Consider the following 23025-nt stretch of genomic DNA (forward strand, 5'->3'; position numbering starts at 1 on the left):
CTTAACTCGCTTCAGCCTGAGCTTTAGGACGAGCAACGGAACACAGACGAATCGAGTCAGCGAGGATTTCGATGGCTTTCGGACGCGGGAAGCTGGCACGCCAGGCGATTGCCACCGTGCGGAAAGGCACCGGCGGCGACAGTGGACGGACTTCGATCACGCCGGGCGCGTAGTGATGGCTGTCGACGGCGGACATCGGCAGGATGGAAATGCCCAGCCCCGAGGCGACCATGTGCCGAATGGTTTCCAGCGAGCTGGATTCCACGGTTGTGTGCTTGGCAGCGTCGCCGCCCTTGACCAGCGTCGGACAGGCTTCGAGCACCTGATCGCGGAAGCAGTGACCTTCACCGAGGAGCAGCAGGCTCTTGTCGTTCAGCGCCGAGGCATCGATGGTCTTTTTCTGGGTCCATGGATGATCGGCCGGCATCAGCACGTAAAACGGCTCGTCGTACAGCGACAGCGTCAGGACATCGGCCTCGTTGAACGGCAAGGCGATAATGATCGCGTCGAGCTCGCCATTGCGCAGCTTGTCTCGCAGCACGTGGGTAAAGTTTTCCTCGATGTACAACGGCATCTGCGGGGCGACCCGGTGCAGTTGAGGAATCAGGTGAGGAAACAGGTATGGGCCGACGGTGTAGATCGCGCCGACTTTAAGCGGCGCGGTCAGTTGATTCTTGCCGGTCTGGGCCAGTTCACGAATTCCCTGCGCCTGCTCAAGCACCTTTTGCGCCTGAGCCACGATGCCCTCGCCAACCGGGGTCAGACGTACGGCACTCTTGCTGCGCTCGAAAATCAGCACACCGAGTTCATCTTCCAGCTTTTTGACGCCCACCGACAAGGTCGGCTGGCTGACGTGACAGCGTTCAGCGGCATGGCCGAAGTGCTGCTCTTGAGCGAGGGTAACGATATAGCGCAATTCTGTGAGGGTCATAACGTGCGTCCATGAAGTTGCGGCCCCAGCATAGCGGGTGCAATCGATAGACGCACGTTATCAACCCGCCGCGGCTGACAAAATTCTGGTTTCAGCGTTTATCCAGGGAATAAACGAAGGGCGCGACCACTTCCAGCGACCCGTTCTTCAGCAATTCCGGCGGCGGCTTGGGCAATGGCTGCGCGCGGCGGATCATTTCCAGTGTCGCTCGGTCCAGTGAAGCGCTTCCTGAACCTCCGGCCAGTTCATAGGACAACACGCGGCCTTCGCCATCGACCACGAAGCGCAGACGACTGGTGCCCTGCATGCCCCGACGTCGAGCATCTTCCGGGTACCGCTTGAACTTGCTCAGGTGACTCAGCAATTCACCCTGCCAGGTGGGTAATGCATTGCTTGGCGGCGTGGGCGGAGCAGGTTGCGGCGACGCTGACTTCTCCGGCTTGGCGTTGGATGGCGGTGCGTCCAGCGGCTTGTCGTCGGCTGGCTTTTCTTCCTTCGGCGGCTCGACCTTCTTCACAGGTTTTGGCGGCTGTGGTTTGGGCTTGGGTTTGACCGGCTTGGGCACAGCGATTTCGGCCTTGGGCGCTTCGGCGACTGGCGGAATCGGCAGTTGTTCTTCAGGCGCAGGCGGCTGCGGCGGTTGTACGACTTTTGGCGGTGGCGGCGGGGCTGGCTCGGGAACGGGCGCGAGCTCGACCATCATCGCTGCCGGCGGCAGCTCGATGGCCTGCGAGGAGGGCCAGCGCAATGCGACGACAATCGCCACGGCATGGACCGCCAGCACCAACAACAGACTACCGCTATAGCGCGTCAGCTTTTGGCGCGTATTGATCATTTCTTGCCGACCGTCTCGAGACCCACCAGGCCCACCTTAAGGTAGCCCGCGCCGCGCAGGGCATTCATGACGTCCATCAGGTCGCCGTAGTCGACGCCCTTGTCAGCCTGGAAGAAGATCGTGGTGTCTTTCTTGCCCTTGGTTTTGGCATCCAGCACCTGACCAATCTGCTCGCGAGCCACTTTTTCATCGCCCAGGTACAGGCTCTGGTCGGCTTTCACGCTCAGAAAAATCGGCTTCTCGGGTCGTGGCACCGGTTTGGCCGTGGAGGCGGGCAGGTCAACCTTGATGTCCACGGTTGCCAGCGGTGCGGCAACCATGAAGATGATCAGCAGGACCAGCATGACGTCGATGAACGGCGTTACGTTGATTTCGTGGTTCTCGGCGAGATCGTCATCGCCTTCCTTCAAATGCAGGCCCATGGTTTACCCCATCTTTACCATGTGCGGCGGTTGGCTGCGCTCGGCCGCAGGCTGGTGATCCAGATCGCGGCTGACCAGCAACAGAACCTGCGCCGACGCGTCGGACACTTGTGCCTTGTAGCCAGCGATAGAGCGGGCGAAGACGTTGTAGATGACCACGGCCGGAATCGCTGCAACCAGGCCCAGCGCGGTGGCCAGCAAGGCTTCGGCGATGCCCGGTGCCACAACGGCCAGGTTGGTGGTCTGGGTTTTGGCGATGCCGATGAAGCTGTTCATGATCCCCCAGACGGTGCCGAATAGACCCACGAAGGGCGCAGTCGAACCGATGGTGGCCAACACGCCGGTGCCCATGCTCATGTTGCGGCCGCAAGCGGCGACCAGCCGTTCAAGGCGGAAAGCGACGCGCTCCTTGATGCCTTCCCGTTCGCGAGTGTTGACCGACAGGCGCATCTCTTCCAGTGCGTCATGCACCAGCAAATGGGAAAGGGTGCCTTCTTTCTTCGCCCCTGCGCTGGCTTCGTCCAGATTGCGTGCGCGTTTCAGCGCGGCGATTTCGCTGCGCAGACGACGCTTGGCGCCCAGCAATTCGAAGCCCTTGGCGATCCAGATGGTCCAGGTGATGACCGATGCAATGGCCAGACCGATCATTACGGCTTTGACGATGATGTCCGCGTTCTTGTACATGCCCCATGGCGAGAGATCATGGGCCATGCCCAGGCTGTTATCTTCCGCGGCGTCGAGCGACTCAGTCGGAGCAGATGCCGGGGTCAGTTCTTGAACGCCTGACGCTGTATCAGGGTCAACCGGTGTGGCGGCTGGCGCCTCGGCTTGTACGGCGGTTTTTTGTGCAGGAGCGTTGGAGTCGGCGAGCGCTACGGGCGTCAACATCAGGCTCAACAGCAGCGCGGCAATGGCGCGTCCTGCGCGTGGCAGACCTCGATTGGCAATTGACGAAGCGGGGGTTTGAATAGATGTCATGCTGGCCCGACCTGATATGAAAATAGGTGTTCGTTCTGAGAGCGTCACGCTGGCGCGAGGCGAGCGGAGGAGAACAAAGGGCCGTCATTATTGCAAGTAATTCTTGTTAACAAAAGTAAGAGCGTCTCTTTTTCCTGAGAATGCTTCCCAATGGTCGGTTTTATAGCCCGCTTTGCGGGCTGAAATTCAATGAGTGATGTGGAGATTGGACATGTCAGCGCCATCCGTTTTGATTGCTGGATGTGGCGACATCGGGAGCCGACTGGCCTCCCAACTGTTGCCTGATGACTGGACGGTGTACGGCCTGCGCCGCTCCGTTGAGAAACTGCCCGCAGGCGTGCTCGGCGTCAGCGGCGACTTGTTCGACGCCCGCATTCCCGCGCACTGGCCGGAAGGCCGGCTTGATTACCTGGTCTACTGCGCCACACCCACTGACCGGGATGAGGCGGGTTACCGTGCGGCTTATGTAGAAGGCCTCCGCCACGTATTAGGCTGGAGCGAGCGCAGCGGACAGCGACCGAAGCGGATATTTTTCGTGTCCAGCAGCAGCGTTTACGGTCAGCAGCAAGGCGAATGGGTTGATGAAACGTCGCCCGCCGAAGCAAACGGTTACTCGGGCCAGGTCATGCGCGAGGCAGAGCAAGTGGCGTTGGACAGCGGGGTGCCAGCGACCATTGTCAGGCTGACCGGAATCTACGGTCCGGGACGCAGTGACCTGATGAATCGGGTACGCCAGGGCTACAGCGTTGCGATCAATCCGCCGCTGTATGGCAACCGCATTCATGCCGATGATGCGGCCGGACTGCTGGCGTTTTTGCTGCGAGCTGCCTCGGACGAGGTACCGCTGGAAGACTGTTATATCGGCGTCGACGATGCACCCGCGCCGCTGGCCGAAGTGGTCGACTGGATACGTCAGCGTCTGGGCGTTACAGAGTGGTCGGATGAGAACACTGTCCGCCGCGCCGGGAGCAAGCGCTGCCGCAACGCCCGCGCCAAGGCGCTGGGCTGGACGCCGCGTTATGCGACCTATAAGGAAGGGTATGAGGCGATGCTGGCAGACCAGCACGAGTAGATCGGATCATATAACCCCTGTAGGAGCGCGCTTGCCCGCGAATGGATTTTTCCGGCTATACCGTGCCAGATGACCCACCGCAATCGCGGGCAAGCGCGCTCCTACATTTTCGAGCGTGGCGACTTAGTTCTTCTCGAACACCCAACGCCGCTCGCCCGGGCGCAGGTCCGGCATCTCGGTTGCCTGGGCGTTGTTTACCGCCTGGAACAACTCAAGCTGCTTGCCGTTGCGAACGAAGATCCACGGGTTGCCGCGCTCGTTCTTCTCCAGCCACATGCTGTCGTATTCACCGCTCATGGCCGCGCAGTCGCCAGCCAGGCACAGCGCATAGCGATCATTGCCCGGCAGGCCGCTGACGCTGCCGTCCGGCAAGAACTCAACCGTGCTGCCCTGGCCTTCACCATTGACGATGGTCCACTTGCCGCCGAGGTAGGCGGTGTAAAGAGCACGCTCGAAGCTGGTGCCGGGTTGCGCCCCGGCCGGAGGTGCTTCCTTGGGCGTGCGGAAATGCTGCTCGGGCCCGGTGTCGCTGGCGCGCTGCACCAGCTCATCGCCCTTGATGGTCAACTCATCAGACGCATTGCCGTAGAAATCAACACGCAGCTTGCCGTCGGTATTGCTGGCGATCTTGCCTTCACTCAGCTCGAAGCCGTTGGAAGCAGTGGCCTGCCCGGCCTTGGTGTTGATGTTCCATTCCAGATTAGGGCCGTAAGCCAGCAGCGCCTGACGCAGGTTGCCGCCCTGGGCTGCTGCGTCGATGGCGGCCTGGTTGATCCAGGTGCCGTCCGGGCTTTTGTCGGAGTGGCTGGCGCAGCCGCTGAGCAGTGCGACCAGCAGCGAGAGGGCAAACGCAACGCGCATGGGTGCAGTCCTTCCTTTTCTGAGGAGGCGGAGCGTGCTTGGGCTCCGCACCGGGATTTACTCGATGACCAGAATGGCGTCCATTTCGACCTGCGCGCCACGCGGCAGCGCAGCAACGCCAATGGCGGCACGCGCCGGGTACGGCTGCTCGAAATACTTGCCCATGATCTCGTTGACCTTGGCGAAGTGGCTCAGGTCGGTGAGGAAGATATTCAGTTTGACGATGTCCTTGAACGAACCGCCTGCGGCTTCGGCCACAGCCTTCAGGTTTTCGAAGACCTGAACGGTCTGTGCTTCAAAGCCTTCGACCAGCTCCATGGTCTTGGGGTCCAGCGGAATCTGGCCCGACATGTAGACGGTGTTGCCCGCCTTGATTGCCTGGGAATAGGTGCCGATGGCGGCAGGGGCTTTGTCGCTGGAGATGACGGTCTTGCTCATGAAAAACTCCTGTTTGCGGTTTGACTACGCGCGCATACGGGTGATGCGGATCACGCCGGGCAGCGCGCGCAGTTTCTTGATCACGCGGGCCAGGTGCACGCGGTCGTGCACGCTGACCACCAGTTGGACCACGCTGATGCGACCATCGCGTTCATCCATACTGATTTTTTCGATGTTGCCGTCTGCGGCATTGACGCTACTGGCGAGCAGGGCGATCAGGCCGCGCTGGTGTTCCAGTTCGACGCGCAACTCGACATTGAATTCGCCGGTGACGTCTTTGGCCCAGGACAGCTGAATGCACTTCTCGGGGTTGTGGCGGATTTCCGCGATGTTCCGACAGTTGTCCAGGTGCACGACCATGCCTTTGCCCGCGGACAGATGCCCGACGATCGGGTCGCCTGGAATCGGTGTGCAGCACTTGGCGTAGCTGAGGACGAGGCCTTCGGTGCCACGAATAGCCAAAGGACCTTCTGCGTTCGGCAGTTGATCGCCCTCACTGGCCAGCAATCGGCGAGCCACCACGTAAGCCATGCGGTTACCAAGGCCAATGTCTTCGAGGAGGTCTTCGATGACCTCGACCCGATACTCGGCAAGGATCAGGCGCACGCGTTCGGCCGGAATCTTTTCCAGTGTGCTGTCGAAGCCGTTGAGGACTTTGTTCAGCAAGCGTTCGCCGAGATTGATCGACTCTGACCGGCGCTGCAGTTTGAGCGCATGACGGATATGCGTTCTGGCCTTGCCGGTCACGACAAAGTTGAGCCAGGCCGGATTCGGACGAGCCCCGGGAGCACTGACGATCTCAACGGTCGAGCCGCTTTGCAGCGGTTCGGAAAGCGGGGCCAGCCGGCGATTGATCCGGCAGGCGATGCAGCTGTTGCCGACGTCCGTGTGCACGGCATAAGCAAAATCGACCGCCGTGGAGCCTTTCGGCAGCTCCATGATTCGGCCCTTGGGCGTGAACACGTAGACCTCGTCCGGGAACAGGTCGATCTTTACGCTCTCGATGAATTCCAGCGAATTGCCCGCACGCTGCTGCATTTCCAGCACGCCCTTGACCCACTGACGTGCCCGCGCGTGGGTGCTCTTCGGCTGTTCATCGCCAGACGACTTGTACAGCCAGTGCGCGGCGATGCCGTTGTTGGCCATCTCTTCCATTTCGCGGGTACGAATCTGGATCTCGATGGGCACGCCGTGCATCCCGAACAGGGTGGTGTGCAGCGACTGATAGCCGTTGGCTTTCGGGATCGCGATGTAATCCTTGAAGCGGCCGGGCAGCGGCTTGTACAAATTATGTACAGCGCCGAGCACGCGATAGCAGGTGTCGACCTTGTCTACGATGATCCTGAACGCGTAGACGTCCATGATCTCGTTGAAGGCCCGGCGCTTGCCGCGCATCTTTTTATAGATGCCATACAAGTGCTTCTGACGGCCGCTGACTTCGCCTTCGATGCCGTCAACGGCGAGGCAGTGGCTCAGCGACTCTTCGATCTTGTTGACCAATTCCTTGCGGTTGCCACGCGCGCGCTTGACGGCCTGACCGATGCGCGAGGAGCGCATCGGGTACATCGCCTTGAAACCGAGGTCTTCGAACTCGATACGCACGCTGTGCATGCCAAGGCGATTGGCGATTGGGGCGTAGATCTCGAGGGTTTCTTTGGCGATGCGACGGCGCTTCTCTCCGGAAAGGACTTCCAGCGTGCGCATGTTATGCAGGCGGTCGGCGAGCTTGACCAGAATCACGCGGATGTCCCGCGCCATGGCCATCGCCATCTTCTGGAAGTTCTCGGCCTGAGCTTCGGCTTTGGTCTCGAAGTTCATCTGAGTCAGTTTGCTGACCCCATCGACGAGTTCAGCTACCGTTTCGCCAAACTGTGCACAGAGCGCTTCTTTGGCGATGCCGGTGTCTTCGATCACGTCATGCAGCATGGCGGCCATCAGGCTCTGATGGTCCATGTGCATGTCGGCAAGAATATTGGCCACCGCCAGCGGGTGCGTGACGTAGGCTTCGCCGCTGCGACGGCGTTGGCCGTCGTGGGCTTGTTCGGCGTAGAAATACGCCCGGCGGACCAGATTGACCTGGTCTGCGCCGAGGTAGGTCGCGAGGCGATCGGCGAGGGCGTCTATGCTCGGCAAGATAAATCTCCTTGCCGAAGGCTGTGACCCTGCGCCTTGCTACGTCGACCAGGCATAGGCTTAGACGGCCTCGCTGGACTCGTCCTCGAATGCGGCGAACAGTGGTTCATCTTCAACGATTTCGGCTTCTGCGATAACAGCGTAATCCATCAGGCCTGCAGCGATTTCACGCAGGGCCACTACGGTAGGCTTGTCGTTTTCCCATGCCAGCTTTGGCTCTTTGCCACCGGTCGCCAGTTGACGCGAGCGCTTGGTGGCGAGCATGACCAGCTCAAAACGGTTATCTACATGTTCCAGGCAGTCTTCAACGGTCACGCGGGCCATGGGTATTCCTCGTAGCAAATGCGATATGCGCGGTGCCCGAATGGGCGAGCGGACTCGACAGTCTAAAAAATCACCAGCGTTTAGGGAAGCGCTGATTTTAAATGGATCGGGTTTGCCGAATAAAACCGGTCAGGCCAGCAGTTGAGCCAACAGCTCCGCGTGGCGCTGCTGTTGATGTTCCTGGCTCAGCAAGTTGGCGCGGAAGATCGCTTTCAAGTCTTCGAGCGCCGTGGCGAAATCGTCATTGATCACAATGTAATCGTATTCGGCGTAGTGACTCATCTCGCTGACGGCTTCGCGCATGCGGCCCTCAATGATCTCGTCGCTGTCCTGACCTCGATTGGTCAGGCGCTGGCGCAGCGCCTGCTGGGTCGGCGGCAGAATGAAGATCGAGCGCGCGTAGGGCATCAGTTTGCGAACCTGCTCGGCGCCTTGCCAGTCGATTTCCAGAATCAGGTCGTGGCCTTCGTCCAGCGTCTGCTGCAAACGGCTCTGTGAAGTCCCGTACATGTTGCCGAAGACTTCAGCCTGTTCGAGAAAATCGCCGTGCTCGATCATGCGCACGAACTCGGCGCGGTCGACGAAGTGGTAGTTCACGCCGTCTACTTCGCCCGGACGCATCGCCCGGGTGGTGTGTGACACCGACACGCGGATTTGCGGCTGAGCGTTGATCAGGGCGTTGACCAGGCTGGTCTTGCCCGCGCCCGATGGGGCGGAAATGATGTACAGGGTGCCGGTGCTGTGGGTCATGTGGGAAGTGGCCTTACTCAATGTTCTGCACTTGTTCGCGCATCTGCTCGATCAACACTTTGAGGTTGACGGCGGCTTGCGTGCTTCGAGGATCAAAGGCTTTGGAGCCCAGGGTGTTGGCTTCGCGGTTGAGCTCTTGCATCAGGAAGTCCAGCCGGCGCCCGGCTTGCCCGCCAGCCTTGAGTACGCGACGCACTTCGGTGACGTGAGTGCTCAGGCGGTCGAGTTCTTCGGCGACGTCACTTTTTTGCGCCAGCAGGACCATTTCCTGTTCCAGACGCTGCGGATCGAGCTCGGCCTTCATGTCGGCAAAACGATCGAGGACCTTCTGGCGCTGGGCGGCGAGCATCTGCGGCACGAGGGTACGCAAGGTCGCGACTTCAGTCTTGATTGCGGTAAGCCGTTCGTCGAGAAGCCTGGCCAGATCGGCGCCTTCGCGGGCACGACCGGCCTTGAGCTCTTCGAGCGCTTCGGTGAACAAGGCCAGTGCGTCGTTGTTCAGCGCTTGCGGATCGGCAGCGTCGGCAACCAGAACGCCGGGCCATGCCAGCACTTCAAGCGGATTCAGCGCAGCAGGTTGCTTGATCAGGCTGGCAACGATCTCCGCTGCCGCGACCAGTTGCCCGGCGCGTTCGCGATCAACCTGCAGCGGCTTGCCTGCGGTTTCTTCAGTGAAGCGCAGGGTGCATTCGATTTTGCCCCGGGAAAGGCCCTGGCGCAGCGCCTCACGCACGGCGCCTTCGAGGTCGCGAAATGATTCCGGCAGACGCAGATGGGGTTCGAGGTAACGGTGATTGACCGAGCGCATTTCCCAGCTCAGCGTGCCTTGTGGGCCGGCTCGTTCAGCGCGGGCAAAAGCCGTCATGCTGTGCACCATGGGAAGTACCTCTATAAATTCAGGCGTTTGCGGATAGCCGGTCCGGGATGAATCCCCGGCAAAGTGTCGTGGGGAAACGACTGGCTATAAAGGCGCAGGATTGTAGCTCAGTGCAGGGTGTGCGCCCAAATGTGGCATTGTCGCAAGCGATGCGCGGCGTTGTGATCGTGCTGCCTGGCGTGCAAATCTGCAGCGCCCGTCGTGAGCAATGCGTCATTAGATGTCCCAAGCCGTGCCTGCACCTCTATAATGCAGACCGGTTTTCCGTCTCCCAGTACAGGTATCCCAGATGAAACGTCCAAGTGGTCGCGCTGCCGATCAGCTTCGCCCGATCCGCATCACCCGCAACTACACCAAGCACGCCGAGGGTTCTGTGCTGGTCGAGTTCGGTGATACCAAGGTGATCTGCACCGTCAGCGTTGAAAACGGCGTTCCGCGTTTTCTCAAGGGGCAGGGCCAGGGCTGGTTGACGGCCGAATACGGCATGCTGCCACGCGCAACCGGCGAGCGTAACCAGCGCGAAGCCAGCCGTGGCAAGCAGGGCGGCCGTACCCTCGAGATCCAGCGCCTGATCGGCCGCTCGCTGCGCGCTGCGCTAGACATGTCCAAGCTGGGTGAAATCACCTTGTACGTCGACTGCGACGTGATCCAGGCGGACGGCGGGACGCGCACTGCGTCGATCACCGGCTCGATGGTCGCCCTGATCGATGCCCTGAAGTCCATCAAAAAGCGTGGCGGCCTCAAGGGCGGTGATCCGCTGAAGCAGATGATCGCGGCAGTGTCGGTGGGCATGTATCAGGGCGAGCCGGTTCTGGACCTGGATTATCTTGAGGACTCTGCGGCCGAGACCGACCTCAACGTGGTCATGACCAACGCGGGCGGTTTCATCGAAGTGCAGGGCACTGCCGAGGGCGCGCCGTTCCAGCCTGAAGACCTGAACGCAATGCTGGCACTGGCTCAAAAGGGCATGAACGAAATCTTCGAACTGCAGCAGGCGGCATTGGCCGACTGATCGGTTTTTACTGCGTCAGAACACTACGTCAGAGCACTACATCAAAACAGGGAAAGCATGATGATCGAGAGTCAGTCGCCGTTGCCAACGCCGAGTAAGGAAGTCCGTCAGTGGGCAATGCTGTGCCACTTCGCGGCGTTTTTCGGCCTAATCTTTCCGTTCGGCAATTTGCTAGGGCCGCTGATCGTCTGGCAGCTCAAGAAAGAAGTCGATCCGTACATCGATGCTCAAGGCAAGGAAGCCCTCAATTTTCAGATCACTGTCGCCATCGCCGCGATGATCTGTTTTTTGCTGATGGTGGTAATCATCGGCTTTCCGCTGTTGATGCTGGTGGGCGTCGGCGCGCTGGTGCTGACGATCATCGCGGGCGTCAAGGTCAATGACGGCGTCGCCTACCGCTATCCGTTTACCTGGCGGTTGATCAAGTAAGTGTTCCCGAAGATCGGGCGACTGCCTGATCTGCGGACAAACAAAAGCCGACTTCACGTCGGCTTTTTTTGAGCAACTGAACGTCAGATGGTGAGCGTCCAGTCGTAGTCCACGATCAGTGGCGCGTGTTGCGAGAAGCGCGGCTGCCGTGGAAGACGTGCACTGCGGACGAAACGACGCAGGCCCGGGGTCAGCAGCTGATAATCGAAGCGCCAGCCCAGATTGAGCATCTCGGCCTGTTCATTATCAGGCCACCAGCTGTATTGATCGCCTTCGCGGCTGACTTCGCGCAGGGCATCGACATAACCCATGTTGCCAACGATCTCGTCCATCCATGCACGCTCTGGTGCCAGGAAGCCTGGAGATTGCTGGCTGTCGCGCCAGTTTTTGATGTCCAGCTTCTGTTGCGCCACGTACAGCGAGCCACAGTAGATGTACTCGCGACGTTTGCGTCGCTGCTTGTCGAGGTACTTGCCGAAATCGTCCATGAGCTTGAATTTCTGATTCAAGTCTTCATCGCCGTTCATCCCGGAAGGGAGCAGCAAGGTTGCGATACTGACTTTGTCGAAATCTGCCTGCAGGTAACGCCCGTAACGGTCAGCCGTCTCGAAACCAAGACCGTTGATGACCGCCTTCGGTTGCAGCCGCGAGTAAAGCGCCACGCCACCCTGGGCAGGCACTTCGGCTTCGCAGGCGTATAGGAAGTAGCCGTCCAGTTGGAAGGCTGGGTCGTCCAGTTCAAAGGCGGAGGCGCGGGTGTCCTGAAGGCAGATGACGTCGGCATTCTGGGCTTGCAGCCAACTGAGCAAACCACGCTCGACTGCAGCCTGAATACCATTAACGTTCACACTGATGATCCGCATAAATGGCCCCAAAAATCACGTGCGTGTATGATACCCGAGCTCTACCTAATTAGCTAAATCCGTGGTATTCGGGGCTTTTTTCATGCAGGCGTATCAACGCGATTTCATTCGTTTTGCCATCGATCGCGGAGTTTTGCGCTTCGGTGAGTTCACTTTGAAGTCTGGGCGCACCAGCCCTTACTTCTTCAATGCCGGTCTTTTCAACAGTGGTTCGGCCCTTGCCCAACTGGGTAAGTTCTACGCCGCCGCCGTTGTTGAAAGCGGTATCTCCTTCGATGTTCTGTTCGGCCCGGCCTACAAGGGTATTCCCCTTGCAGCGGCGACTGCCGTGGCCCTTGCCGAGCATCACAGTCTCGACCTCCCTTGGTGCTTCAACCGCAAAGAGGCGAAGGCCCATGGCGAGGGCGGAAGCCTGGTGGGCGCGCCGTTGACCGGCAATGTGCTGATCATCGACGATGTCATCACCGCAGGCACCGCTATTCGCGAGGTCATGCAGATCATCCAGGCCCAGGGCGCAAACGCTGCCGGCGTGCTGATCGCGCTGAACCGCCAGGAGCGTGGCAACGGTGAGCTGTCTGCCATTCAGGAAGTCGAGCGTGATTTCGGCATTCCAGTGGTGAGCATCGTTTCGTTGAATCAGGTGCTGGAATTCCTGGCCGACGATCCGCAGCTCAAGCAGCATCTGCCTGCCGTCGAAGCATACCGGGCCCAATACGGAATCTGAGCCTCCAAAAGGATGCGGTTTATGCTCAAGCTGGGCACGTTGGGTTTTTGTCTGTCGCTGGGTTTGGGTTGCATCGCGAGCGTTCATGCGGACGACGCGCCGGGCATCGTGCTGTATCGCTACGTCGACAGTCGCGGCGTGACCGTAATCGATCGCCAAGGCGTGCCCCCGGAGTACGTCGGCAAGGGTTATGAAGTGCTCAATCAGCGCGGTCGCGTGGTGCAGACGATACCGCCTGCACCGTCCGCCGATGAATTGCGCGAAGCCCAGGCCGCCAAGCTTCAGTCCGACGCCGACGCGCATCTGCTGCGGCTGTACAGCAGCGTCGAGGACGTCGATCGGGCGAAGAATCGTCGACTCGCCGAACTCGACGGCCTGATCGTTGTGGCGCAAGGCAATATCCAGAACCTCGTTACCCAGCAAGGCACGCTGCAGACACAGGCGGCTGATCAAGAGCGGGCAGGGCACCCTGTGCCGAAGACGCTGCTTGATCAGATGGATGATCTGCGTGATCAGCAGCAGAACCTGAAGATCGACATCCTGCGCTACCAGACGGCGCGAACCCAGGCTGAGGCCGAGTTTGCGCAAGATCGGGCGCGGTTGCAGAAACTGCTCGGTCGGTGATAACCGCTTATGGGCGCCGCCAAAATCCGGCCACAAAAAAGCCCCACCCAGCGTTGAGCCGGGCGGGGCTTTTTACAGCAGCAATCAGTGACGCTTGCGATTGCTGATCAGCGTGCCGACGCCGGTGTCGGTGAAGATCTCCAGCAGCACGGCATTCGGCACACGGCCGTCGATGATGTGCGAGGTGTTCACCCCGCCCTGAACCGCTTCCAGTGCGCAGCGGATCTTCGGCAGCATCCCGCCGTAGATGGTGCCGTCGGCGATCAGGCTATTCACCTGCTCGGTGGTCAGGCCGGTCAGCACTTTGCCTTCCTTGTCCATCAGGCCGGCGATGTTGGTCAGCAGCATCAGCTTTTCGGCCTTCAGGGCTTCAGCGACTTTGCCTGCCACCAGATCGGCGTTGATGTTGTAGGACTCGCCATCTGCGCCCACGCCAATTGGCGCAATCACCGGAATGAAATCGCCCTTCACCAGCATGTTCAGCAGGTCGGTGTTGATGCCGACCACTTCACCCACATGACCGATGTCGATGATTTCCGGCTTGAGCATCTCCGGGGTCTGGCGCGTGACGTTCATCTTTTTCGCACGGATCAGCTGCGCGTCTTTACCGGTCAGGCCGATGGCGCTGCCGCCGTGGCGGTTGATCAGGTTGACGATGTCCTTGTTGACCTGGCCGCCCAGCACCATTTCCACCACGTCCATGGTTTCTGCATCGGTCACGCGCATGCCGTCCAAGAAGTGGCTTTCGATGGACAGGCGCTTGAGCAGGTCGCCGATCTGAGGGCCGCCGCCGTGAACCACGACCGGGTTGATGCCCACCGCCTTCATCAGCACGATGTCGCGGGTGAAGCCGGTTTTCAGCTCGTCACTCTCCATGGCGTTGCCGCCGTATTTGATAACAAGCGTCTTGCCGACAAAGCGTCGGATGTAGGGCAACGCTTCGGAGAGGACCTTGGCGGCATTGGCTGCGGCATCACGTTCGAGGGTCATTTGGGCTCCACTCAAAATAGGGTCAAAAAGGAAGTTCTAGATCCGGTGCTACGTGTTTCAACTGGGTGTGGAAGACGTCCTTGATCCGTTGCAGCTCGAGCTCGGTTTCGGCCTCGAAGCGCAATACCAGCACGGGCGTGGTGTTGGACGCGCGAACCAGGCCCCAGCCTTTCGGATAATCAACCCGCACACCATCGATGCTGGTGAGGTTGGCGTTGCCCCACTGCGCGTCACGCTCCAGCGCTTCCATGATGCTGAACTTGCGGGTCTCGGTGACTTTGATGTTGATCTCAGGCGTTGATAGATCGTTTGGAAAGGTCTGGAAAAGCTCCTCGGCGCTGAGTTTTTCCTGACTGAGGATTTCCAGCAGACGCGCTGCGCTGTAGATGCCGTCGTCGAAACCGAACCAGCGCTCCTTGAAGAAGATGTGTCCGCTCATCTCGCCTGCCAGCAGCGCGCCGTTTTCTTTCATCTTCTTCTTGATCAGCGAATGCCCAGTCTTCCACATAACCGGGCGGCCGCCGTATTCATGGATCAACGGTATCAGGCGGCGTGTGCATTTGACGTCGAAAATCACGTCGGCCCCGGGATTGCGCTTGACCACATCGCGGGCAAACAGCATCAGCAGGCGGTCAGGGTAGATGATGGTGCCGGTGTTGGTGACGACACCGACACGGTCGGCATCACCGTCGAACGCCAGGCCCAGATCGGCACCGGTTTCCCGGACCTTGGCGATCAGGTCCTGAAGGTTCTCCGGCTTGCCAGGATCAGGGTGATGATTGGGGAAATTGCCGTCGACCTCGCAGTACAGCGGGATGACTTCGCAATTCAGCGCTTCGATCAATTGCGGGGCGATAACGCCGCCTACGCCGTTGCCGCAGTCCACCACCACTTTCATGCGGCGCGCGAGCACGACATCGCCGATGATCTGGCTGGCATAACGGTCGAGGATATTGACCTTGATGATGCTGCCCTTGGCGGCCGGCAGGTCATTGCCCTTGATGCGTTCGTGCAGTGCCTGAATTTGCTCGTCTGCCAGTGTGTCGCCGGCAATGACGATCTTGAAGCCGTTGTAATCCTTCGGGTTGTGGCTGCCCGTCAGCATGACGCCTGTTTTGCCCGCCAGTACGTGGGTGGCGTAGTACAGCGCCGGAGTGGGCACCAGGCCGATGTCGCTGACGTGGCAGCCGCTGTCGTGCAGGCCCTTGATCAAATGCGCGACCAGTTCAGGGCCTGAAAGTCGCCCGTCGCGGCCCACCGAAACATGCGGCTCGCCCTGCGCCAGACTCTCTGCGCCCACGGCTCGGCCGATCCAATAGGCGGTTTCGGCGTTCAGCGTATCGCCAACAATGCCGCGAATGTCATAGGCGCGAAATATCGACTCGGAAAGGGGCGGTGCGCAGGAAATGCTGCTGCTCATGGCGTGGGAGGGCTCCGGCTGCGGGAGTTCCTGGGGTTCATCGATCAAGTCGAGGTCAAGAATATCGGTATCCTGGAACAGCGGGTCGGTCAGATCGTCTTCCTCGGACACGACCGGAAGGAGCGGTGCAGGACCGTTCAGCGGTGTCCCGGTTGTCGATGCGTGATCCGCCGGCGCAGCGCCCGTCGGACTATTGCGCAGCGAGAACCGCGCCATGCTCTGGGCGAGCCCGTTCAACGCGGGCAGGCTCAAGCTGAAGGCTTTGACGGCCTTGCCTCCGGAGAGTTCTTGCAGCAATTGCTCAAGCTGCCGCGCATCAGCCGCCACTCGGCGCTTGAGCGCACTCTCGTTCAGGTACAACCCCAACAGCATCGCCCCGGCGGCAACCAGCAAGGCGAGCAGCAGCATCAGCCAGGGCGTCGAGCCTTGCAGTGCGGGGCCGGCGGCAAAAGTCAGTTTCCAGTTGGGGTAGCCGGTGGAGAATTCCTGGGGACGGCTGCCGTCGTCCTCGCCACGCGTGAGGAAATTCTGCGCAGTGGCGTTACCGAACTGCTGGACGAGCACCACTTGGCCCACATCGGCGGGTGTCTCGGGGAGTGCGTAGATCAGGCGCTGCGGATTGAACGCCAGCAACAGGGTGCCGGTGATCGGCGCGTCTGGCGCCGTGCGCAGGGGCGCGGCGCTGTAGATCAGCCATTTATCGCCGACCTTGCGCGCTTCGGGAGCAGGCGTTTCACCCCTGCCGGCCTTGGCCAGCATGTCCAGTGTGGCGAAGCTGATCGGCAGCGTGCCTTGGGTGTCTACGCCGTTGAACCCCACAGGGTTGAGCCGTGCGCCCACCACGCCGTCCCGATAACGCAGCTGATTCTGCGCGCCTTCGATGACCGACGGATTGTTGCTCAAAAGGCCCTGGCTCAGCGCGGCATCCATTGCAGCGGCCTGGGTGTCGGCGTTGATCTGGCGCAGTGCCTTGTTGACGGCCCCGGCTTGCGCGCTGCCCCAGGCCTGAACCAGCTGCTCCTGTTGCTGCGGCTGGCTTTGAATGGCAAGCCACACCAGCACCATGGCCGCGAGCAAGCCGATGAGCGCAGGAATGAGACCAGGGCTCGCCAGGCTTAGATTGGCGTCTTTGCCGGCCGGGACAGTTGTGTCCGCGGTGGGGGTCGCTTTGGCTGTGCGTTTGATGCCTTTCAAACTAACTCTCCCTGCTTGGTCGTCCTGACGCATTCTTGTTGTTTTCGCACCGCTCAAAGCCAGTCAGGCCACAAGCGATGCGTTAGCCAAAGTGAGTGTTTGTTGCTGGATCAGTGGCTGCCGGAGTGACCGAAGCCGCCTGCGCCGCGCTGACTTTCATCGAACTCTTCGACAATTTCAAAGTGCGCCTGCACGACCGGTACCAGTACCAGTTGGGCCAGACGCTCGCCGATGGAGATCTTGAAAGGAGTCTGGCCGCGGTTCCAGCAGGAGACCATGAGCTCGCCTTGATAATCGGAGTCAATCAGGCCTACCAGGTTACCCAGCACGATGCCGTGTTTATGGCCCAGGCCCGAGCGCGGCAGAATCAGCGCAGCCAGGCCAGGGTCTGCGATGTATATCGACAGCCCGGTGGGAATCAAGAGGGTCTGGCCGGGCTCGAGCAGGGTGTCTTCTTTCAGCATGGCCCTCAGGTCCAGGCCAGCGGAGCCTGAAGTGGCGTAAGCGGGAAGCGGGAATTCGCTGCCAATGCGAGGGTCGAGAATCTTGGCTTGTAGAGCGTGCATTCGTGATTAAACCTGGTTCATGCGATCGGCGATAAAAGTCACCAGCTGCCGCGCGATCTTGGCCTTGCTGGTCTGGGCGAAGAGCGTCGCTTGCAACGCTCGGTCGATCACGCTGCAGGCGTTTTCTTCGCTGTTGAAGCCAATGCTGGGATTGGCGACGTCATTGGCGACGATCAAATCAAGGTTCTTGTCCTTGAGCTTGCGTGCGGCGTAATCAAGCAGGTGTTCGGTTTCGGCCGCGAAGCCGACGCTGAAAGGGCGATCCGGGCGCTGGGCAATGGTGGCGAGAATGTCCGGGTTGCGGACCATCTGCAGCAGAAGACCATCACCGGTCGTGGGATCTTTCTTCAATTTCTGTGTGGCGACGACTTCCGGCCGGTAGTCCGCAACGGCTGCGGAGGCGATGAAGAGATCGCAAGGCATGGCGTCTTCGCAAGCAGCGAGCATGTCGCGGGCACTGACGACGTCGATGCGCGATACCCGGTCAGGCGTCTGCAGGTTCACCGGGCCAGTGATCAGGGTGACTCGCGCGCCCGCTTCGGCAGCCGCTTCGGCCAGGGCGAAGCCCATTTTTCCGGAGCTGTGGTTGGTGATGTAACGAACCGGATCGATGTTTTCTTGCGTAGGGCCGGCGGTGATCAACACGTGCTTGCCGGTCAGCGTCAGGCGCTGGAAGCAATCGGCGGCTGATTGCGCCAGATCACCGGGTTCGAGCATGCGCCCGTAGCCCACGTCGCCACAGGCCTGGCTGCCGCTTGCCGGGCCGAACATTCGCAGGCCGCGCTGTTCGAGCAGTTGCAGATTGGCCTGCACGGAGGGGTCGCGCCACATGGCCTGATTCATCGCGGGCGCGACGGCGACGATGGCATCGGTCGCCAGCACCACGGTGGTCAGCAAATCGTTGGCAATGCCTTGGGCCAGCCGGGCCATGAGGTCGGCGGTGCCCGGTGCGATGAGGATCATGTCGGCCCACTTCGCCAGCTCGATATGGCCCATGGCGGCCTCCGCTGCGGGGTCGAGCAAATCCAGGTGAACGGGGTGGCCGGACAAGGCCTGCATGGTCAGCGGGGTGATAAATTCAGCGCCGCCTTTGGTCATGACGACGCGGACTTCTGCGCCGTGGTCGCGCAAACGGCGGACCAGTTCGGCGCTCTTGTAGGCCGCGATGCCACCGCCGACGCCGAGAACGATGCGTTTTCGATACAGCCGCTGCATAGGCCTGCCTTTAGGTCGGTTAACACGCGGCAATCATTACGCCTCCCCAGGCCTGACTGTCGCGCAAAAAAGAGCGGCTAAGATAGCACAGCGACCGCACGGGAACAGCGGCGCCACAGACAGGGAGCTGCTATGAGTATTCGCGATTGGCCGGCGGCAGAGCGTCCGCGGGAGAAGCTGCTGGAACGGGGGGCGTCGAGTCTCTCGGACGCTGAATTGCTGGCGATTTTCCTGCGAACGGGGGTCTCGGGCAGAAGTGCCGTGGACTTGGCCCGGCACCTTTTGAATCAGTTCGGCAGCCTGCGCGCGTTGCTCGAAGCCAACCTGACGGCATTCAGCAGCGAGCTGGGTCTGGGGCCCGCCAAGTTCGCGCAGTTGCAGGCGGTCATGGAAATGGCCAGGCGCAACATGGGCGAGGATTTGAAGCGCGATTCTGTTCTGGAAAACCCGACCCAGGTGCGTCGCTACCTCAAGGCGCTATTACGGCACGAGCCCCATGAAGTCTTTGGTTGTCTGTTTCTGGACAGCAAGAACCGGGTTCAGACGTTCGAAGTGCTGTTTCACGGCTCGATCAACACGGCGCATGTTCACGCGCGGCAAGTGGTCAAGCGTGCACTGGCCCACAACTCGGCAGGCTTGATCCTCTGTCACAACCACCCCTCCGGCGTCAAAGACGCCAGCGAAGCCGACATCGACCTGACGCGGCATCTCAAACAGGCGCTGGCGTTGGTGGACGTGGTGGTGCTGGATCACTTGATCATCGGCGACGGCGATCCGCTGTCGATGGTTGAGTATGGGTTGATGTAGCGGCTTTAGGACTGGCTAATCACGGAGATTCTGGGGCTGGCCGCCGAACTCATCCAGGACTGGCTTTAGCCGGGAAGGCGTCGGCAGTCACGCCGCATAACTGACGGCGCACATATGGGCCTCTTCCCGGCTGAAGCCGGTCCTACTGAAAAGCATCGCGCACATCCTGAGGTATTGGGCGTGACCTCGACCGTGGGACCGGCTTTAGCCGGGAAGGCGTCGGCAGTCACACCGCATAACTGTCGGTGTGCAAACGGGCGTCTTCCCGGCTGAAGCCGGTCCTACTCAAAGCGTCGTGCGCATCCAGTGGCATCGGCTGTGACCTCGACAGTGGGACCGGCTTTAGCCGGGAAGACGTCGGCAGTCATACCGCAAACTGGCGGTGTACAAACCGGCCTCTTCCCGGCTGAAGCCGGTCCCACTAAAAGCGTCGTGCGCATCCAGAGGTATTGGGCATGACCTCGACCGTGGGACCGGCTTTAGCCGGGAAGGCGTCGGCAGTCACACCGCATAACTGTCGGTGTGCAAACCGGCCTCTTCCCGGCTGAAGCCGGTCCCACTAAAAGCGTCGTGCGCATCCAGAGGTATTGGGCGTGACCTCGACCGTGGGACCGGCTGTGACCTCGACAGTGGGACCGGCTTTAGCCGGGAAGACGTCGGCAGTCACGCCTCATAATTGAAGGTGTACAAACTGGCCCCTTCCCGGCTGAAGCCGGTCCTACTGAGCGCGCTCACTTCCATGGTTTTTGCGAATTACTTCACGGTCACTTTGGAAAAATCCTGACGACCAAACGGGCTCACGCTGTAACCCTCAACATTTTTGCGCGTCAGGGCGTAGGCCGTTGGATGTGCGAGCGGCAGCCATAATGCCTGCTTCTGGATCTGCTCCTGAGCCTGGTGATACAGCTTGCTGCGCTGTGCCTGATCGGTCACGGCCTTGCCCTGGCTGATCAGCTTGTCCAGCCCTTCATCGCAGTAGCGCGCGAAGTTGGTGCCGGATTTGACTGCAGCGCAGGAGAACTGCGGCGTCAGGAAGTTATCCGCATCGCCGTTATCACCCGCCCAGCCCATGAACAGCAGGTCGTGCTCGCCGGTTTTTGCGCGGCGAATCAGCTCGCCCCATTCGATGACTTTGATCTCTGCCTTGATCCCTACCGCCGCCAGATCGTTCTGCAGCAACTGCGCGCCAGCGTTCGGATTGGGATTGAGTAAGCTACCTGATGGGCGAGTCCAGATCGTCGTCTTGAATCCGTCTTTCAGACCGGCCTTGGCCAGCAGTTCCTTGGCTTTCGCCACGTCATGTTTGTAGCCGGGCAAGTCGCTGGCGTAACCCCACGTTGTAGGCGGGTACGGACCGTTGGCCGGGCTTGCCGAGCCTTCGAACACCGCTTTCAGGTAAGTGTCCTTGTCGAACGCCAGGTTGATTGCCTGACGGACTTCCGGCTTGTCCAGCGGCGGATGCTGACTGTTGATCGCCAGGAAAGCGGTCATGAAGGCAGGCGTTTTTTCGACCTGCAGGTTTGAATCCTTCACGGCTTCTGCGACGTCAAGGGGCTTTGGCGACAGGGCGACCTGGCACTCATTCCGGCGAATACGCTGCAGGCGAACGTTGGCGTCAGGCGTGATCGCGTAGACCAGCGTATCGACGGCGGGCTTGCCGGCGAAGTAATCCGGATTGGCCTCGTAACGCACCACCGAGTCTTTCTGAAAGCGCTTGAAGGCGAAAGGACCGGTGCCGATCGGCTGGCTGTTGAGCTTCTCCGGAGTGCCGGCCTTCAACAACTGCGCGGTGTACTCGGCAGAATAAATAGAAGCGAAGCCCATGCTGAGCGTCGCCAGAAACGTCGCATCCGGGTGGTCCAGAGTGATGCGCACTGTAGTGGCGTCGGTCGCCTCGACTTTCTTGATGAGCGATGGCCATTGCATCGACTGCGCGTGTGGGAAGCCCTGCGCAGCGACCTTATTCCACGGATTGGCCGGATCGAGCATGCGCTGGAAGCTGAACACCACGTCGTCAGCATTGAGCTCGCGCGTCGGGGTGAAGTAGTCGGTGTGATGGAATTTCACGCCGGAGCGAAGCTTGAAGTCATACGTCAGTCCATCAGGCGACACACTCCAGCTCTGCGCCAGGCTCGGCACCAGCTTGGCGTCCCTGGCGTCATAATCAACCAGACGGTTCATCAGCACGTCGGCCGAAGCGTTGGTGGTTGTCAGCGAGTTGTACTGCACCACGTCAAAGCCTTCGGGGCTGGCTTCCGTGCAGACGCTCAGCGTCGTTGCCGCCTGGGCCAGGAATGGCGTGGACAGGGACGCGAGCAATAGGGGTAAAACGGCTAGGCGCATGGCGATTTTCCTTTCAGAGATAGCCCATCTGCCGGCGCAGTCTGGAGAGTCAGTAACCCTAGACCATCGATTGATGCAGAACAATCGCTGCGGCGCGACGAGTGGTATATTTCCCGCTGCGCCTAACGCTGCTGGCCTTGCCGGGTTTAAAGCCCTGGCTTTCTAACAGGCAATTCGTGGTTTGTGTTGTTGCACCGGGGGCTTTCTGGTATAAAGCAGCGCTCTTTTCTAGGGGCCCGCTGCCTTCACCGCAGGTGTGGCCGGTAAGACCCCTGAAGAAACGCGGCGCCTGGCGCCAAATGACTGAGAGATTAAGCGGCCAACCCATGCCGGGTTGGGCATGTGGTTTTAGAGGGCTGAGGCATGTCGAGAGTATGTCAAGTTACCGGTAAGGGTCCGGTAACCGGGAATAACATTTCCCACGCAAACAACAAAACCCGTCGTCGTTTCCTGCCAAACCTGCAGCATCACCGCTTCTGGGTTGAAGAAGAGAAACGCTTCGTACGTCTGCGCGTATCTGCTAAAGGCATGCGCATCATCGACAAGCGTGGTATCACGGTTGTTCTGGCCGAAATCCGCCGTGCTGGCGCGAAGGTTTAAGGGAGAAAATCATGCGTGAATTGATCCGTTTGGTGTCGACCGCTAACACCGGCCACTTCTACACCACCGACAAGAACAAGCGCACGACTCCGGACAAAATCGAAATTAAAAAATTCGATCCGGTTGTTCGTAAGCACGTGATCTACAAAGAAGCCAAAATCAAGTAATTGATTTTTGCGTCTTACAAAAAAGCCCGCAGCGATGCGGGCTTTTTTGTGGGTGCACTAAAGTCGGTCACATAACACTCAGACCTTCTGTTCGAACACCACATAGATCTTGCGGCATGCCTCCAGCACCTCCCACGTGCCTTTAAAACCTGCGGGAATCACGAACCGGTCACCGGCGCGCAGGGTTTTCGACTTGCCCTCTTCGTCACGAAGTACCGAGACGCCCTGCACGATTTCACAGTACTCATGCTCGGTGTAATTCACTTTCCACTGGCCGACTTCCCCTTCCCAGACGCCTGCATTCAACTGCCCGCACGGGCTGTTGTAATGGTTATAAACCGTCTGGTTCGGCTCGCCCTTGAGAATCTTTTCAGCAGCAGGCGTGAAACGCTCCGCTGCAGTAGTGGCTTCGCTGAAGTCGACGATGCTTTCGATGCTCATATTTGATTC

25 protein-coding genes are annotated in these 23025 nt (G+C 60.0%); 8 read left to right on the forward strand and 17 right to left on the reverse strand.

The genetic code is table 11. From position 1 onward, the window contains the following. Position 1 precedes the first annotated feature (1 nt). From L4G42_RS12595 to exbB, 4 genes are all read right to left on the reverse strand, one after another. Complete coding sequence (locus L4G42_RS12595; protein WP_065988216.1) at positions 2-931, reverse strand: hydrogen peroxide-inducible genes activator; 930 nt, start codon at positions 929-931, stop codon at positions 2-4. A 91-nt stretch (positions 932-1022) separates the two neighbouring features. After that, positions 1023-1766 carry an energy transducer TonB gene (locus L4G42_RS12600; protein ID WP_074885868.1) on the reverse strand — a complete coding sequence of 248 codons (744 nt, stop codon included), beginning with the start codon at positions 1764-1766 and terminating at the stop codon, positions 1023-1025. Next, positions 1763-2188 (reverse strand): TonB system transport protein ExbD, encoded by a 426-nt coding sequence (exbD, locus tag L4G42_RS12605; protein ID WP_122534179.1) that lies wholly within the window; start codon positions 2186-2188, stop codon positions 1763-1765. The genes L4G42_RS12600 and exbD overlap by 4 nt, the downstream gene beginning before the upstream one ends. A gap of 3 nt (positions 2189-2191) precedes the next feature. Continuing rightward, on the reverse strand, positions 2192-3166 hold the full coding sequence (gene exbB / locus L4G42_RS12610) for a tonB-system energizer ExbB (protein WP_237250101.1): 975 nt from the start codon (positions 3164-3166) through the stop codon (positions 2192-2194). Positions 3167-3377: 211 nt separating this feature from the next. Between exbB and L4G42_RS12615 the strand changes: the two genes are divergently transcribed. Beyond that, positions 3378-4238 carry an SDR family oxidoreductase gene (locus L4G42_RS12615; protein ID WP_237250100.1) on the forward strand — a complete coding sequence of 287 codons (861 nt, stop codon included), beginning with the start codon at positions 3378-3380 and terminating at the stop codon, positions 4236-4238. Between the two features lie 123 nt (positions 4239-4361). Here the strand turns inward: L4G42_RS12615 and L4G42_RS12620 are convergent, their stop codons facing one another. The 6 genes from L4G42_RS12620 to L4G42_RS12645 form a co-directional block, all read right to left on the reverse strand. Then, complete coding sequence (locus tag L4G42_RS12620) at positions 4362-5099, reverse strand: hypothetical protein (RefSeq protein WP_237250099.1); 738 nt, start codon at positions 5097-5099, stop codon at positions 4362-4364. Between the two features lie 57 nt (positions 5100-5156). Further along, entirely contained in the window at positions 5157-5537 is a 381-nt protein-coding gene (locus tag L4G42_RS12625; RefSeq protein WP_065988223.1) for a RidA family protein, read from the reverse strand. A gap of 24 nt (positions 5538-5561) precedes the next feature. Then, positions 5562-7670: a bifunctional GTP diphosphokinase/guanosine-3',5'-bis pyrophosphate 3'-pyrophosphohydrolase gene (gene spoT / locus L4G42_RS12630; RefSeq protein WP_237250098.1), complete on the reverse strand. Its 2109-nt coding sequence runs from the start codon at positions 7668-7670 to the stop codon at positions 5562-5564. A 60-nt stretch (positions 7671-7730) separates the two neighbouring features. After that, positions 7731-7994, reverse strand: coding sequence for a DNA-directed RNA polymerase subunit omega (gene rpoZ / locus L4G42_RS12635; RefSeq protein ID WP_025257879.1), 264 nt, complete (start codon positions 7992-7994; stop codon positions 7731-7733). A 129-nt stretch (positions 7995-8123) separates the two neighbouring features. Next, on the reverse strand, positions 8124-8744 hold the full coding sequence (gene gmk, locus L4G42_RS12640) for a guanylate kinase (RefSeq protein ID WP_237250315.1): 621 nt from the start codon (positions 8742-8744) through the stop codon (positions 8124-8126). Positions 8745-8757: 13 nt separating this feature from the next. Beyond that, positions 8758-9621, reverse strand: coding sequence for a YicC/YloC family endoribonuclease (locus L4G42_RS12645; protein WP_237250097.1), 864 nt, complete (start codon positions 9619-9621; stop codon positions 8758-8760). A 289-nt stretch (positions 9622-9910) separates the two neighbouring features. On the opposite strand from L4G42_RS12645, the gene rph reads away from it, so the two are divergent. Both rph and L4G42_RS12655 read left to right on the forward strand, forming a co-directional pair. Then, positions 9911-10633, forward strand: coding sequence for a ribonuclease PH (gene rph, locus L4G42_RS12650; protein ID WP_122534172.1), 723 nt, complete (start codon positions 9911-9913; stop codon positions 10631-10633). 60 nt (positions 10634-10693) lie between these two features. Further along, complete coding sequence (locus tag L4G42_RS12655) at positions 10694-11062, forward strand: DUF4870 domain-containing protein (protein WP_065988228.1); 369 nt, start codon at positions 10694-10696, stop codon at positions 11060-11062. Positions 11063-11145: 83 nt separating this feature from the next. On the opposite strand, the gene L4G42_RS12660 is transcribed toward L4G42_RS12655, so the two are convergent. After that, on the reverse strand, positions 11146-11925 hold the full coding sequence (locus tag L4G42_RS12660; protein WP_065988229.1) for an exodeoxyribonuclease III: 780 nt from the start codon (positions 11923-11925) through the stop codon (positions 11146-11148). A gap of 82 nt (positions 11926-12007) precedes the next feature. Here L4G42_RS12660 and pyrE point away from each other — a divergent pair, with 82 nt between their 5' ends. Both pyrE and L4G42_RS12670 read left to right on the forward strand, forming a co-directional pair. After that, positions 12008-12649, forward strand: a complete 642-nt coding sequence (gene pyrE, locus L4G42_RS12665; protein WP_074885836.1) for an orotate phosphoribosyltransferase — start codon at positions 12008-12010, stop codon at positions 12647-12649. 12 nt (positions 12650-12661) lie between these two features. Beyond that, the gene (locus tag L4G42_RS12670) at positions 12662-13273 is read left to right on the forward strand and encodes a DUF4124 domain-containing protein (protein ID WP_419789367.1); all 612 of its coding nucleotides are present in this window, start codon (positions 12662-12664) and stop codon (positions 13271-13273) included. 84 nt (positions 13274-13357) lie between these two features. On the opposite strand, the gene argB is transcribed toward L4G42_RS12670, so the two are convergent. The 4 genes from argB to coaBC form a co-directional block, all read right to left on the reverse strand. Next, positions 13358-14263, reverse strand: a complete 906-nt coding sequence (gene argB / locus L4G42_RS12675) for an acetylglutamate kinase (protein ID WP_237260847.1) — start codon at positions 14261-14263, stop codon at positions 13358-13360. A gap of 22 nt (positions 14264-14285) precedes the next feature. Next, entirely contained in the window at positions 14286-15683 is a 1398-nt protein-coding gene (locus L4G42_RS12680) for a phosphomannomutase/phosphoglucomutase (RefSeq protein WP_237250314.1), read from the reverse strand. A 1304-nt stretch (positions 15684-16987) separates the two neighbouring features. Further along, the gene (gene dut / locus L4G42_RS12685; RefSeq protein WP_237250094.1) at positions 16988-17443 is read right to left on the reverse strand and encodes a dUTP diphosphatase; all 456 of its coding nucleotides are present in this window, start codon (positions 17441-17443) and stop codon (positions 16988-16990) included. Between the two features lie 6 nt (positions 17444-17449). Continuing rightward, positions 17450-18658, reverse strand: a complete 1209-nt coding sequence (gene coaBC / locus L4G42_RS12690) for a bifunctional phosphopantothenoylcysteine decarboxylase/phosphopantothenate--cysteine ligase CoaBC (protein ID WP_237250093.1) — start codon at positions 18656-18658, stop codon at positions 17450-17452. 132 nt (positions 18659-18790) lie between these two features. On the opposite strand from coaBC, the gene radC reads away from it, so the two are divergent. Continuing rightward, complete coding sequence (radC, locus tag L4G42_RS12695; protein ID WP_065988236.1) at positions 18791-19465, forward strand: RadC family protein; 675 nt, start codon at positions 18791-18793, stop codon at positions 19463-19465. Positions 19466-20218: 753 nt separating this feature from the next. Here the strand turns inward: radC and L4G42_RS12700 are convergent. Next, positions 20219-21808 carry an ABC transporter substrate-binding protein gene (locus tag L4G42_RS12700; RefSeq protein ID WP_237250092.1) on the reverse strand — a complete coding sequence of 530 codons (1590 nt, stop codon included), beginning with the start codon at positions 21806-21808 and terminating at the stop codon, positions 20219-20221. A gap of 363 nt (positions 21809-22171) precedes the next feature. Here L4G42_RS12700 and rpmB point away from each other — a divergent pair, with 363 nt between their 5' ends. Next, positions 22172-22408 carry a 50S ribosomal protein L28 gene (gene rpmB / locus L4G42_RS12705; RefSeq protein WP_037016669.1) on the forward strand — a complete coding sequence of 79 codons (237 nt, stop codon included), beginning with the start codon at positions 22172-22174 and terminating at the stop codon, positions 22406-22408. Positions 22409-22419: 11 nt separating this feature from the next. After that, positions 22420-22575 carry a 50S ribosomal protein L33 gene (gene rpmG / locus L4G42_RS12710; RefSeq protein WP_010225867.1) on the forward strand — a complete coding sequence of 52 codons (156 nt, stop codon included), beginning with the start codon at positions 22420-22422 and terminating at the stop codon, positions 22573-22575. A gap of 78 nt (positions 22576-22653) precedes the next feature. Here the strand turns inward: rpmG and L4G42_RS12715 are convergent, their stop codons facing one another. Continuing rightward, entirely contained in the window at positions 22654-23016 is a 363-nt protein-coding gene (locus tag L4G42_RS12715; RefSeq protein WP_237250091.1) for a cupin domain-containing protein, read from the reverse strand. Positions 23017-23025 lie beyond the last annotated feature (9 nt).

Source organism: Pseudomonas petrae, assembly GCF_021728295.1.
Lineage (GTDB): Bacteria > Pseudomonadota > Gammaproteobacteria > Pseudomonadales > Pseudomonadaceae > Aquipseudomonas > Aquipseudomonas petrae.